The 13693-nt window shown below is 61.3% G+C and carries 13 protein-coding genes; 1 reads left to right on the plus strand and 12 read right to left on the minus strand.

Annotated elements, in window-relative coordinates; translation table 11 throughout:
• Window positions 1-345: 345 nt before the first annotated feature.
• The 9 genes from ccoS to NKJ17_RS23665 all read right to left on the minus strand — a co-directional run bounded on the left by ccoS (window position 346) and on the right by NKJ17_RS23665 (window position 9698).
• A complete protein-coding gene (gene ccoS / locus NKJ17_RS23625) occupies window positions 346-498 on the minus strand; it encodes a cbb3-type cytochrome oxidase assembly protein CcoS (RefSeq protein ID WP_023679633.1) in 153 nt (50 codons plus the stop codon).
• On the minus strand, window positions 495-2783 hold the full coding sequence (locus NKJ17_RS23630; protein ID WP_352690196.1) for a cation-translocating P-type ATPase: 2289 nt from the start codon (window positions 2781-2783) through the stop codon (window positions 495-497). The genes ccoS and NKJ17_RS23630 overlap by 4 nt, the downstream gene beginning before the upstream one ends.
• Window positions 2780-3277, minus strand: a complete 498-nt coding sequence (locus NKJ17_RS23635) for a FixH family protein (RefSeq protein WP_352457384.1) — start codon at window positions 3275-3277, stop codon at window positions 2780-2782. Before NKJ17_RS23635 ends, NKJ17_RS23630 begins: the two co-directional genes overlap by 4 nt.
• The gene (gene ccoG, locus NKJ17_RS23640) at window positions 3274-4833 is read right to left on the minus strand and encodes a cytochrome c oxidase accessory protein CcoG (protein ID WP_352690198.1); all 1560 of its coding nucleotides are present in this window, start codon (window positions 4831-4833) and stop codon (window positions 3274-3276) included. The genes NKJ17_RS23635 and ccoG overlap by 4 nt, the downstream gene beginning before the upstream one ends.
• A 132-nt stretch (window positions 4834-4965) precedes the next feature.
• Window positions 4966-5829 carry a cytochrome-c oxidase, cbb3-type subunit III gene (gene ccoP, locus NKJ17_RS23645; protein ID WP_352690200.1) on the minus strand — a complete coding sequence of 288 codons (864 nt, stop codon included), beginning with the start codon at window positions 5827-5829 and terminating at the stop codon, window positions 4966-4968.
• 2 nt (window positions 5830-5831) lie between these two features.
• On the minus strand, window positions 5832-5981 hold the full coding sequence (locus NKJ17_RS23650) for a cbb3-type cytochrome c oxidase subunit 3 (RefSeq protein WP_352690201.1): 150 nt from the start codon (window positions 5979-5981) through the stop codon (window positions 5832-5834).
• Window positions 5982-5992: 11 nt separating this feature from the next.
• Window positions 5993-6724, minus strand: a complete 732-nt coding sequence (ccoO, locus tag NKJ17_RS23655) for a cytochrome-c oxidase, cbb3-type subunit II (protein WP_352690202.1) — start codon at window positions 6722-6724, stop codon at window positions 5993-5995.
• The gene (gene ccoN / locus NKJ17_RS23660; RefSeq protein ID WP_352690204.1) at window positions 6715-8346 is read right to left on the minus strand and encodes a cytochrome-c oxidase, cbb3-type subunit I; all 1632 of its coding nucleotides are present in this window, start codon (window positions 8344-8346) and stop codon (window positions 6715-6717) included. The genes ccoO and ccoN overlap by 10 nt, the downstream gene beginning before the upstream one ends.
• 605 nt (window positions 8347-8951) lie before the next feature.
• Entirely contained in the window at window positions 8952-9698 is a 747-nt protein-coding gene (locus NKJ17_RS23665; RefSeq protein ID WP_352690206.1) for a Crp/Fnr family transcriptional regulator, read from the minus strand.
• Window positions 9699-9853: 155 nt separating this feature from the next.
• Between NKJ17_RS23665 and hemN the strand changes: the two genes are divergently transcribed.
• On the plus strand, window positions 9854-11203 hold the full coding sequence (gene hemN / locus NKJ17_RS23670) for an oxygen-independent coproporphyrinogen III oxidase (RefSeq protein ID WP_352690207.1): 1350 nt from the start codon (window positions 9854-9856) through the stop codon (window positions 11201-11203).
• A 559-nt stretch (window positions 11204-11762) separates the two neighbouring features.
• Here hemN and queE read toward each other — a convergent pair.
• From queE to queC, 3 genes are read right to left on the minus strand one after another with little or no spacing between them, the layout of a single operon-like run.
• Window positions 11763-12497 (minus strand): 7-carboxy-7-deazaguanine synthase QueE, encoded by a 735-nt coding sequence (gene queE / locus NKJ17_RS23675; protein ID WP_023722052.1) that lies wholly within the window; start codon window positions 12495-12497, stop codon window positions 11763-11765.
• Window positions 12494-12850: a 6-carboxytetrahydropterin synthase QueD gene (gene queD / locus NKJ17_RS23680; protein WP_023722053.1), complete on the minus strand. Its 357-nt coding sequence runs from the start codon at window positions 12848-12850 to the stop codon at window positions 12494-12496. Before queD ends, queE begins: the two co-directional genes overlap by 4 nt.
• Window positions 12850-13548 carry a 7-cyano-7-deazaguanine synthase QueC gene (gene queC, locus NKJ17_RS23685; RefSeq protein ID WP_031194962.1) on the minus strand — a complete coding sequence of 233 codons (699 nt, stop codon included), beginning with the start codon at window positions 13546-13548 and terminating at the stop codon, window positions 12850-12852. The genes queD and queC overlap by 1 nt, the downstream gene beginning before the upstream one ends.
• Window positions 13549-13693 lie beyond the last annotated feature (145 nt).

The following is a 13693-nucleotide window of genomic DNA, read 5'->3' on the forward strand; positions in this document are numbered from 1 at the left end:
ATCTCCCCAAGCGTCTCCACGCGACCTAACCGTCCGTTAGACATCCGTTCTCGTTCAAAAATGCTCAATGAAACCATGCCTATGAAGAGATAACCCTGATGTGGATCAACCAGGCTCGATAAACGCGGCAACGGCGGGTTCACGGTCGACTGGTCGACCGCCACGCCATGGTCTGGTCAGGTCATCATGGAATGGCCGGCTTCCCCGTTCGGTGCGGCCCTTTCCTGGCCGAAAGTTCGGCAACGTATTCTGGCTGATCCGTTCGCACCCGTCGCGCGCCGAAATCGGCATGACGCGAAGCAACCGCGGAAAATATTCGAGCGAGTCGTCGCAGGGCAGGCTGGGTCAACTGCGCGGCTCGTCGCGGTCGATCAGGATCCGCTCGGCGGCGCCATCGAGATCTTCATATTGGCCGCTCCTCAAGGCCCACAGGAACCCGGCCAGCCCAAGCGCTCCGAGGAACAGGGCCACAGGTATGAGGTAGGCGAGCGTCGTCATGAGGAGTGTGCCAGTGCGCCAATGTCGGAGCGCCTGTCATGTCGGGCATCTTGCACCGATGCATGTGACACGAAACCTTGCAGGCGTAGCGCATTGCCGATGACCAGGAGGGAGGAGGCGGACATCGCGACCGCCGCGATCAGTGGTGTAACGTGCCCCAGAATGGCGACCGGCACGGCGATGCCATTGTAAACGATCGCGATGGCGATGTTCTGCCGGATCAGCAGTCCGGCCTTCCGCGAAATGTCTAAAGCAAGTGGGACCGCCAGAAGACTTTTACGCAGGAACACGAAATCCGCGGCGTTGCGACCGATATCCGCCGCCGTGGCCGGAGCGATCGAAACGTGTGCGGCGCCCAATGCAGGCGTGTCGTTGAGCCCATCGCCGACCATCAGCACCTTGTGGCCAGTTCGCGTCAATGCTTCGATGTGTTCGACCTTCCCGGAGGGAAGCAACGTGGGAACGAAGCGCTCGACGCCCAGCGCTTCCGCGACTTCGCCGCAGGCAGCTTCTGTGTCGCCCGACAGCATCTCCACCGACACGCCGGCGCCGTTCAGTTGCTCGATGGCCGCCTTGGTATCGGCACGCAGCTCATCCTCGAAATCGAAAGTCGCGACAATGACCCCGTCCTTCGTCAGAACGGTTCCGCCATAGCCTTGTTTGCCTTCGCCGACGGTGCGGGCTTTCCACTCACCCCATCCGCGGCGACCCAGCCGCCAGGTACTGCCCTCGGCGATGGCTTCGATGCCGAAGCCCGGATGCTCGCTGACGGACGCGAGTTTCGGCTGGCCGGCAAAGGCTGCATTGCCAGCGATTGCCTTCGAAAAGGGATGGCGGGAATGCGCTGCCATCTCGGCCGCCATGGCGAGCATCGTCGGATCGATGGACGGCGCATTGATCAGCCTGGGCAGTCCGAGCGTAAGCGTGCCGGTTTTGTCGAACAATGCCGTGTCGATCCCCGCCAGGCGCTCCATGGCGGAGCCGTCCCTGACCATGACGCCGCTTTCAAACAGCCGCCGCGCAGCGACCACCTGCACGATCGGCACGGCGAGACCGAGCGCACACGGGCATGTAATGATCAAAACGGCGATCGCGATTGTTATTGCCCGGTGCCAGTCGCCGGTCGCCGCCATCCAGCCGAGGAACGTCACAAAGGCGGTGAGGTGGACCACGGGGGCATAGAGCGCGGAGACGCGATCGGCGATCCTGCGATGGCGGGCGCGGCCGCCCTCTGCCGCTTCCATCAGCCGAACGATTTCGGCCAGGAATGAATCCTTCGCGGCGGCCGTCGCCTCGATGGTCAGCGGACCGGTGATATTGAGTGTACCGGCCTGGACCTGCGCCCCCGGGCCCACCGTTCTGGGCGTGCTTTCCCCGGAAACCAGGTAACAGTCCAGATCCGATGCCCCGCCAATGATCCTGCCGTCGATGGGCACCCTCTCGCCAGCCGCAATCAAGAGCGCCATTCCTGGTTCGATCTCGCCAACCGGCAAGTAGTCGCGCGAACCATCCTCGCGCAGCACCATGGCGCCGCGCGCCGCCAGCCGAGCCAGTCCGTTTACGGCCGTGCGTGCCCGTTCCCGCATCACGTGATCCAGCGTGCGGCCGATCAGCAGAAAGAACAGCAGCGACACCGACGCGTCGAAATAAGCATGGTCGCCATGGTTGATCGTCTCGTAGAGGCTCATGGCGTAAGCGAGCGATACCCCGACCGCGATCGGCACGTCCATGTTCATGCGGCTGTGGCGCAGCGCATTCCAGGCCGAGCGAAAATAGATGCCGCCGGCGAAAGCGAGCGCAGGAATGGCAATCAAGGCCGAGACCCAATGGAACAGGTCGCGGGTCGCGCCTTGCGCGCCGGACCAGACGGAGACTGATAGCAGCATGATGTTGCCCGCCGCAAAGCCGGCGACCGCGACGGCGCGGATCAGTTCCGAGAGCGTCCTGTCCTGCCCGTCAGCCTCGGGATCGAACAGGTGCGCGCCATAGCCCAGCCGTCCAAGTGTGGCGACGAATGGCGGAACCTCGTCGCCGCGCCACCGGACCGAAACACGTTTCGTTGAAAGATTGACACGAGCGCCTTCGACGCGATCCAGCTTGCCGATCGCCGTCTCGATCGTCTGGATGCAGGCGGCACAATGCACAGCCGGCACCGAGAGGTCGGTCTGGCGAAGATTTTCGCCAATCGAGCGACTCGCCAGTCTGATTTCCTGGCCAGAAGGCAGGACCAGTGTGACCTTTTCCAGGTCCAATGCCGTTTCGGCGCCTGGCGCGCAGCAGCTCATTGCAGCGCTCCATCGGAGATCATGATCCTGCGCACGTCGCGGAAAGGTCTTGCCAGACCGGCATCGGCGTCGATTTCGACGATCCACACACCGTCCCTTGGGATGTGCTGCAGTACAAACTCCTGGCCCGAGGCGGCGGCGAGCGTGATGGACTCATCTTCTTTCTCGTAAGCGGGATGGCGAAACAGCACTTTGACGCCATGCAAGGGAACCGCCTTGCCGGCGGCGTCGGTGACGCCATAGCGGACCTCACCGCCTGCGATGGTCAGTTTGCCAGTCCAGCCGAGGGCTGCCTGAGCTCGCCCTTGCTCGGCCTTTTTGTTGAATTGCTGGCTCGCCACATAGGTGTTTTCGACGACAAGGCCGGTCCAGCTCGTGTTGGCGAGCGTCGCCATGGTCAGATTGACCGCTATGACCACGCCGAAGAAGCCAAGGATGGTGAACAGCATATGCCTGCCGGTGAATTCGCGGGATTGTCGCGAGGTGTCGCTCATCTGGCGATCTCCGGTGCGTTGAAAGTGGCCGTGTATTCGTCCGACTCGAACGTTGCCTTGTTTTCGACCCGGAACTTGAAGCTTTGCGCTGCACCCCGAACCTGATCTGCCGGCTGACGCACGAAAACCTTGAGCATCTTCAGCCGGTCGGGTTCGACCGGGATGGCGAAGGAGCGATCCGCCGGCAGGTCGATGCCGACAACGCTCATTTCGGCTCCATGCAGGCCCTGCATCGTGACAATGATCGTTCTTGGTTCGGGGATCATGTTGAGCAGCTTGACGATGTAGCCGTTGCGGATCGAACCGTCGGACAGCGTCACGAACTGCGGGTTGCGATCGTGCAGGACATTCAATTCGAGCCGTTCGCGGGTCAGCAGCGAATAGAGCAGCGCGAGACCGACCGCCGACCAGGCGCCCATGTAGACGAAGGTGCGCGGTCGAAAGATCTTGCGGATATGGAAACGGGCCACCTTGTCGGAGAACAGGCCGTCAGCGCTCCTGACCAGTGACGGGTTGACTGAACCGGAGCCGCCCGGGGTCGCCAGCATCATGTTGGCGTTGTAGTCGGCCAGCGTCGCATAGGAAATCAGTCCGCGCTCCCTGCCGAGCTTGTCCATGATACCGTCACAGGTATCGATGCAGAGCGCGCAGGTGATGCATTCAAGCTGCTGGCCATCACGAATGTCTATCCCCATCGGGCACACCGCGACACAGGCATTGCAGTCGACGCAGTCGCCGACGGGCTGCCCGGCGGCAAGGACCCTCTTGGCGTGACGCGAGCGCGGTTCGCCGCGCCAGTCATTATAGGTGACGGTGAGGGAATTCTCGTCGAGCATGGCCGCCTGGATGCGCGGCCATGGGCACATGTAGGTGCAGACCTGCTCGCGCATCAGCCCGCCGAACGTATAGGTCGTCGCCGTCAGCACGGGCACGGTGATGTAGGCAACGGGGGCGGCGGTGCCGGTGAAGAGTTCCCCAAGCAGCGTCGGCGCATCGGCGAAATAGAAGATCCAGGCGCCGCCGGTCAGAACCCCTATGACCAGCCAAATGGCGTGTTTCGATGTTCGCACCACGAGTTTGCGCGCAGTCCAGGGACCGGCATCGAGCTTGATGCGCGCGTTGCGGTCGCCCTCGATGGCTCGCTCGACGACCAGAAACAGATCGACCCACACGGTCTGGGGGCACGTATAGCCGCACCAGGCCCGGCCGACGGTGGATGTGATCAGGAAAAGGCCGATACCGGCCATGACCAGCAGGCCGGCGACGTAGTAGAATTCCTGCGGCCATATCTCGATGAAGAAGAAGTAGAAGCGGCGGTTGGCAAGATCGACCAGCACGGCCTGGTCCGGGGCAAATGGCCCGCGATCCCACCGCAGCCAGGGCGTCAGGTAGTAGATCCCCAGCGTGATTGCCATCACCGACCACTTGAAGCGGCGGAAACTGCCAGAGGCCCGGTTCGGGAAGATCTTCTTGCGTGCGGCATAGAGCGGCTGACGGGTCTTGGCGGAGTTGACCGCATCGGCTTCGAGCCGTTCTATTTGCGTGTTATCGAGCACGAGAAGCTCCAGTCACCAGCGACGATTTTGCCGGAAGCCCAACCCATCGGTTTCTGGATGATGCCGAGGCCCGGCTCGCGCCGGGCCTCGTCGCTTGGCGGTGGGGGGGAGGACGAGAATAGGCTTGCGTACCTATTCTCCGCCACCAAGCGAATGGATATAGACCGCGAGTTCCTTGGCCTTGATCTCGCCGAGACGCCCGATCCAGGCCGGCATGACGCCGTGCTTCGGCGCGCGGACCTGCGCGGCGATGGCTGTTTCGCCAGACCCGTATAGCCAGATCGCGTCGGTCAGGTCGGGTGCGCCGAGCTCCCTGTTGCCCTTTGCATTCTCACCATGACAGGCCGCACAATTCTCGGCGAAAACATTGGCGCCGAGTTCGATCAGGCTTGTGTCCTGAACAGGATCGGAGAGGCTTGCGACATAGGCGCCGACCTGCTTGATCTGATCCGTCGTGATGATGTCACCAAAAGCAGGCATTTCCGACAGGCGCGTATCCGGGTCTGATGCGAAGCGGATGCCGTGCGCAATCGTTTGCTGGATCTGTTCGGCGTTGCCACCCCACAGCCAATCGTCGTCGTTTAGGTTGGGAAAACCCTTGGACCCTTGAGCGCCCGAGCCATGGCACTGCACGCAATTGACCTTGAACGCGGCGCCACCTGCGGCGACGGCGAATTCGCGTAGCGTATCGTCGGCAGTAATCTCGGAGACGGTCTTCGCCTGAATGGCAGCGACAAATTTACCCTTGGCCACTTCGGCCGCCGCCAGTTCATTCTTGACGTTTCTGCGGCTCGAATACCCCAGCACACCCCTGGTCGCGGAAGTCAGCATCGGCCATGCCGGATAGACGACGGTGTAGCCGATCGCCCAGGCGATGGTGATGTAGAAGGTGATGACCCACCAGCGCGGAAGCGGGTTGTTGAGTTCCTTGATGCCGTCCCACTCATGGCCGGTCGTCGAGATACCCGAAACCTCGTCGATATGCTCGCTGCCCATGATCAGTCGTCCTTGAGAGGAATGTGAGCGGCTCTCTCGGCTTGCCTGCGGCTGCCGGGGCGAAGTGCAAAGGCAACGCATCCGACGAAGAAAAGCGCCATGGCAAGCAGGCCCCAGCTGTCGGCAAACTCCCGCATGAAATTGTAGGTCATCGCCATTCTCCTCAGCGGTAGCCGGCGGCTTCGTCATAAGTCCTGAAATCGACCAGCGTGCCGAGCATCTGGAGATAGGCGACCAGCGCATCCATTTCGGTGACCTGCTGCGGATCGCCGTCGAAGTCCCCAACCTTGGCTTTCGGATAGCGTCTCTCCAGGCCCGATGTGTCGGCATTCGCATCGGCCTGCGCCATGAGATCGGCATTGGCATGAGCGATCATGTCGTCTGAATAGGGCACACCGACACGGCTGTTGGCGATCAGATGCGTCGAGAAATCCTTCACCTCGATTGGCATGTCCTTCAGAAACGCGTAGCTCGGCATGATCGATTCCGGCACCACGGAGCGTGGTTCGGTGAGATGCTGGACATGCCATGCGTTGGAGTAGCGGTCGCCGACCCGGGCGAGATCCGGCCCCGTGCGCTTCGAGCCCCACTGGAACGGGTGGTCGTACATCGACTCGGCCGCCAGGCTATAGTGGCCGTAGCGCTCGACTTCGTCGCGGAATGGCCTGATCATCTGGCTGTGGCAGAGGTAGCAGCCCTCGCGCACATAGATGTTGCGCCCGGCGAGCTCGAGCGGCGAATAGGGCCGCATGCCTTCGACCTTCTCGATGGTGTTGTCGAGATAGAAGAGCGGTGCGATCTCGAGGATGCCGCCGACCGTTACGACCAGCAGGGACCCGAGGAGAAGCAGTGTGGCGTTCTTCTCGATGACCGCGTGTCTGTCCATCAAGCCCATTTTCTGGCTCCTGATCGCACAGGCTGGAGGGCGGGGATGGAGCGCGGCATCGGATCCTCCTCGCGCCGGTAGCCGAGGATGGTCATGGCGATGTTCCAGGCCATGATGAGGGCGCCCGACAGATACATCGCGCCGCCGATGGCACGCATGATGTAGTAGGGATGCATGGCTGCGACGCTTTCGGCGAAGGAGTAGACCAGGAAGCCCTGCTCGTTGTATTCGCGCCACATAAGGCCCTGCATGACGCCGGAGACCCACATCACCGCGGCGTAAACGACGATCCCAAGCGTCGCCAGCCAGAAGTGCCAGTTGACGAGCCGCAGCGAATAAAGCCGGTCGCGGTTCCATAACTTCGGGACCATGAAATAGATCGCGCCGAACGAGATCATGCCGACCCATCCGAGCGCGCCCGAATGGACGTGACCGATGGTCCAGTCGGTGTAGTGCGAGAGCGAGTTGACGGCCTTGATTGACATCATCGGGCCTTCGAAGGTCGACATTCCGTAGAAGGCGATGGCCATGACCATCATGCGGATGATCGGGTCGGTGCGCAGCTTGTCCCAGGCGCCCGAGAGCGTCATCAGGCCGTTTATCATGCCACCCCATGACGGCATCCAGAGCATGATGGAGAACACCATGCCGAGGGTCTGGGCCCAGTCCGGCAGGGCGGTGTAGTGGAGGTGGTGCGGACCGGCCCAGATGTAGAGAAAGATCAAAGCCCAGAAGTGGATGATCGACAGCCGGTAGGAATAGACGGGTCGGTTGGCCTGCTTGGGAACGAAATAATACATCATGCCGAGGAAGCCGGCGGTCAGGAAGAAGCCGACGGCGTTGTGGCCGTACCACCACTGCGTCAGGGCGTCCTGTACGCCGGAGAAGGCTGAATAGCTCTTGGAGCCCAGGAAGGAGACCGGCATCGACAGGTTGTTGATCACATGCAGCATTGCGATGGTCACGATGAAGGCAAGGTAGAACCAGTTGGCGACATAGATGTGCGGTTCCTTGCGCTTTAGGATCGTGCCGAGGAACAGGATGAGATAGGCGACCCAGACAATGGTCAGCCACAGGTCCACATACCATTCGGGCTCGGCGTATTCGCGGCTCTCGGTTATGCCGAGCAGGTAGCCGGTCGCCGCCATGACGATGAAGAGCTGGTAGCCCCAGAACACGAACCAGCCGAGATCGCCGCCGAACAGCCGAGCGCGGCAGGTGCGCTGGACGACATACAGCGACGTGCAGAGCAGCGCATTGCCGCCGAAGGCGAAGACGACGCCCGACGTATGCAATGGCCGTAAACGGCCGAAATTGAACCAGGGCTGGATGTTGAGATCCGGGTAGGCGAGCTGCAGGGCGATGACCACGCCGACCAGCATGCCGACGACGCCCCAGAATACGGTGGCGATGGCACCGTAGCGGATCGGCCCATCCATGTAAGCGGCGGGGTCGATCGGAACTGCCGGCTTGAACTCCGTGTTGCGCAACAGAATCGCAGTGAAGCCAGCCACGGCGAAGAACAAAACCCACATATGCCGGCGAAAAGGTTCATCTACGCCGAAGCCGGCAGCCACCAGGGCCGCAAACGCAAACAGGCTTAGAAGGACGATCTCTGTGCCGAATTTCATCGCAAGCCCCGATTTCCGATTCCGGCGGGCGCCAAACCGCAGTGCCTTATTGCGCAGCCGTGGCCTGCTCGCCCTGATCCATGTCAGAGCCGCACGATTTTGCTTCGAGCAGGATCGAGTTCGGTGCGATCAGACTGTGGCGATCGAATGTGGAAGCGCGGCACCGGCCGCCACGCTTATGGACAGGCCCGGCGTCCCAGGTCGGGCCGGGTTTGGAGGCGATCGCGGGCGTGTGGGAAGCGCGCCTTCTGTGACGCTGGAAAGTAGGCCGATGCCTTGCCGAACGTCGATCGTTTCAATGCCTTGGGACAGCCAGCGCCAGCGTTGCGCTAACTTCGTGACATACATGGTTCGGGGAGACGGCGATTTTCCCCTGCGTATGAAGCGTATTGACTTCGGCCGAGTGCGATCCTGCCTGGAACAGCCGGTTGCACGTCGAGCACGTCGAGGATGGATGCTTCGCCGACGAGTTGGCCGAAACGCACCTGGCTCATGCGATCGGATGGAGAGCGGGCTGTCGCTATGCGACTTCTTCTAACGCCCAACGCGAGCATGCCCTGCCCCGAACGAAGTAAGTGACGTAGGCCATGCAGCTTCGGTGTCATTCAAACGGCGGTTGCGCCTCGGCCGCCGCAGCGCCGTTCCAGCCGGCTCATGCTGTCCACGGTGATACGGCGGTTGTTCTCGATCCGAATCACGCCGTCCATTCTCAGGCTGGTCAGCTGACGGCTCACGGTCTCGTTTGTAATTCCAAGGAAATCAGAGATGTCGGCACGCGTCATCGGCAGCTCGAAGCACGCCGACCTGGCCGCCGGGTCAACACTGGAACCGATGTTCCGGGCGATCATGAGGAGAAAGCTCGCCACCTTCTCCGGTGCGGTCTTGCGCCCCAGAGTCACCATCCATTCGCGTGCCTCGTCGAGTTCGTTCAGCGCCTGCTTGAACAGGCGATGCACAAATTCCGGTGATTCCTTCATCAACCGTTCGATGGCCGCTCTCGGAAACGAGCATAGCGAGACAGCTGTTGCCGCTTCCGCATTGATCGCGCTTTTCATCTTGAAGGGCCGTCCCAGAAAATCCGGCGCGAACTGGAGACCGACGATCTGCTGGCGGCCGTCCGAAAGGCTCTTCGTGAGCTTCACCACGCCTGAAAGCACGTTTGAATAACAGTCGACCGCCTCGGCGTCGCCGATCAGTTCGACCCCCGGCTCGATATTGTGCCGCGACGACGTCTTGGCGAGCTGAGCCAAATGGTCTGGTTCGAGCGCACCACAGACACCGCGGTGCCGTGCCTCGCAAGACAGGCAAAGAACGGGAATGCCGGAACTGTGAATGTCCTGCCGTAATGTCATTCGATCGCTCTACCGGTCCACTTGCGGGCAGGATAGCAATCGACGGTAGAAAAATCCTTGCGGCAGTTTGTCCGTGCTGAACGTTGATCGAAATCAGGGCTTAGGCTCATCCAAGCATCCACAGTTCCGGCGACGCAAACACGGTGGACCACGACATGCGACTGGAGCTAGCTGCCAGACTTGGCGAGAACGTCCCGCGCTATACCAGTTATCCGACCGCGCCGCATTTCCATGCGGGGGTCGATGCCGTCGTTTACCGAGGCTGGTTGGAGGCGCTCGAAGGTGGTGACGAGATATCGCTTTACCTGCATATTCCCTATTGCGACAGGCTCTGCTGGTTCTGCGCGTGCCATACCAAACAGACGCGCCACTACGAACCAGTGACCACATATCTGCGCTCACTGCATGCCGAGATCGCCACCGTCTCCAGTCTTGTCACCGGCAAGGGCCGAGTTCGCGCGGTTCATTTCGGCGGCGGTTCGCCGACGATGCTCAAACCGGAAGATATCGTGGCGCTGGGAACCGTCCTGCGCAACAGCTTCACGTTTCTCCCCGGTGCAAAGATCAGCGTTGAGATCGAACCCAACGATATGGACGATGCCCGCCTCGATGCACTTGCCGAAATCGGCATGACAAGGGCGAGCCTCGGCGTCCAGGATTTCGACCCGAAGGTGCAGAAAGCGATCAACCGCGAGCAGAGCTTTCTGCAGACCAAGACAGTTGTTGATGGCATTCGTTCGCGCGGCGTCGAATCCGTCAATCTCGATCTGCTCTACGGCCTGCCGCATCAGACCAGGGAGAGCGTCGCCTCCACGGTTGCACAGGCGCTGACCCTGGAACCGGATCGGATCGCGCTTTTTGGCTACGCCCATGTGCCGTGGTTCAAGAAACATCAGACGATGATCGACAAGGCCTGGTTGCCGGGTCCGGCGGAGCGGTTTGCCCAATCGCAATTGGCAGCGCGGGCGATCATGGACCAGGGATACGAAGCAATCGGGCTCGATCATTTCGCCAAGCCGGGCGATGCGCTGGCGCTTGCGGCACGCGCCGGGACTTTGCACCGGAACTTCCAAGGCTACACCGAGGACTGCTACGAGACCTTGATCGGCCTTGGCCCATCGTCCATCAGCCAGTTTCGCCAGGGCTATGCACAGAATATGCCTTCGACCGCCGAGTATGGACGCATGGTTGCTGATGGCGGGCTGGCCGCTGTTCGGGGTATCGCGCTTTCCGATGACGACCGTGTTCGCGGCTGGATCATCGAGCGATTGATGTGTGACTTCGCCTTCTCGGCGATTGAGCTGGTGGAGCGCTTTGGCGAAGCCGGCCAAAGACTTCTCCTCAAGGCGAGTTCCACGGCCCTCCAAGATCCTGCGCGGTTGCTTGAACTTGATGGTGACCGCTTCGTCGTGCCTGCGGAAAGCCGGCCCTTTGTCAGGAGCATCGCGGCAAAGTTCGACAAATATTTCGAAAGTGGAACGGCCAGGCACTCAGCGGCAGTCTGAGCACCGCAGAGGAACGGTCATGGTTCTCAGTCGATCGTGAACCGATTGCGCTACATTTTTCACTGTTGATCGGCGACCGTCGTGTCGAGACAGGATTCGGAGCGGACCAGACGCGTCTTGGTATAGCGACGATATCGTCCGGTCGTGCCTTCCGGCGCCGTATTCCATTTCGCAGTCCCTGAAGCGCCACGTCGAGTCCGGCCTCTTTTCTGTATCGGAAGCAGTCGACAATCGTCCTGGCCAGATCATGGTTGTCGGCCGACAGCTCCCTTCGGCCTTGCAACAAGAATCCGCAAGGACCGTGCCAGCTGCAGCAGGCGCCGCCGCATCGCACCACCACACTATCCACCCGTGGCTCGCGCTAACCTTTGATTGGTTCGCGCCAGGCCGACGCCCGTCGAAACCGAGCCTCGGCAACATTCCGAGTCGTAAGCGGCTGGCCACGCTCTTGGTGCCGGTGGCAGAAAGTCCGCAAGCACCCCGGCAGCGCCGTCAAGCGTGGGACAACCCGTCCACCCGAATATCCGCCGGCGCAGTTTCAGTGAAAAGCGGGCCTAGGCTAGACGGCTCTCTTGTTACCCCAGAGCATAACGTGCAGCTGCGGCAGCACACGGGCTTCGAACCACCTGTCGCGGGTCACGGCATCAACCAGCCACTCCATGCGCTTCAATATTCCGTCAAGGTCGACAGGAGCGTCTTCATTTGCGGGGCGTGGCGGCGTGTGATTGCCGGGTTGCAGATAGATCGGAAGTCGCGGAAATCTCGCAGCGGCGTCTTTCGCGTAGGCGTAGTCCCTTTCGTCGAAAACAATGAGCTTGAGCACGACTTGCGGCCTGCCTTGTGCCGCCTGGAGGCACGCCTCGAAAGCGGCCCAATCGGTCGTCATTTGGCTTGACGGCGGCTTTGGGCTGAGGACTAGCACGTCGAGGTCGGCAAACCAGTCCCTGGCCACCGAACCTTGGGTTTCCAGCGCAAAACGGTAACCTTCACCATGGCCTCGCTCGATGAGCGCGCCGAGCGGCTGGATGGCCGGATTGCCGCCTGACAGCGACACCATCAGCGGGCGGCCACCGGAAAGCGCAAGCACGTTTTGCCACACCGCGCCAATGGACATCATCTCCCATTCATGGCGGAATTGATTGTCCACCGCATGCAGGCTGTCGCACCAGGAACAGCGATAGTCACACCCGCCGGTTCTGACGAAGACCGTGGGCAAACCGATGAGCACGCCCTCGCCCTGGATCGTCGGCCCGAAAATCTCACTCACGCGGATTGCGGGATGCGTATCGGTCATGGCCGGTATTCCGCCCAGGTTTTCGGCGTTTCGCTCACCCGCACGGCCGAGGTTTCGCGCAGGCGTGCCTTGCACCATTCATAAAAATGTCTGGCCAGATATTCCGCCGTGACTTGCTCATGTCCCAGCACGTCGTTGAGATGTCGGTGGTCGAAGCTCTCGTCGATGTAGCGTTTGAATGGCGCCAAATCGTGATAGTCGCGCACGAAGCCGTTGTCGTTCAGTCCATTCGCTGAAAGCTCCACTTCAACGATGTAGTTATGCCCGTGCAGGCGCGCGCATTGGTGATCGGGTGGCAACGAGGTGAGCTGATGCGAGGCTGAGAAGTGGAATTCCTTGGTGATGCGGAACATTACGCGGTCCTCCTTCGCAGCGCATCGAGCCAGAAGTCGGAGTCCTCGTAGTCGGTGGGGTCCGGCTGCCCAGAGAGATGAAACGCCTCGCGCCGCTCGACGCAGGTCCCGCACCTCCCGCAGTGACGCTCGGCGCCCTTGTAGCAGGACCAGGTCTGCGCAAACGGCGTGCCGTATGCTGCTCCATTCCTAACAATGTCCGCCTTCGTGAGATTCACATAGGGTGCATAAATGCGAATCTCCGCGTAGCCGTCGAGCGCGTGGTCCTGCATCATCTGGAAAGCGTCGATGAAGGCCGGACGGCAGTCGGGATAAATGAAATGATCCCCACCATGCACGGCCGTCGCCACCGCCTCAGCGCCGTGCGCTGCGGCGAAGCCGAAGGCAATGGCCAACATGATGGCGTTCCGGTTCGGCACCACCGTGACCTTCATCGTGTCTTCGGCGTAGTGCCCGTCGGGCACGTCCACATTATCGGTCAGCGCGGAGCCGGAAAGGCCGCCGCCGATCTCGTGGATGTCGATGATGCGGTGCGGGACGCTCAGTCGCTCCGCGCAAAGGGCGGCGAAGCCCAATTCCTTCCTATGCCGTTGGCCGTAATCGAAAGATAGGAGGCCGGCGAGTTCGTGCTCCGCTGCCACCTTGTGAGCAAGGGTAACGGAGTCCAATCCGCCGGAGCAGACGACGAGAGTCTTCATTTTTGGGTCCTTGTTTTAACCGGGTAGGCTGCGACCGGAGATTTCTCTGCGCTCCCAGTACTTCAGGAAATCCATTTTGTGAAGTGAACGGGGGACGAGTTTCATGCGCTGACGTGCCGCTGTGTGCAAGGCGCCCTCGCGGTGA

The sequence above is a fragment of the Mesorhizobium sp. M0208 genome (genome assembly GCF_040322015.1).
Lineage (GTDB): Bacteria > Pseudomonadota > Alphaproteobacteria > Rhizobiales > Rhizobiaceae > Mesorhizobium.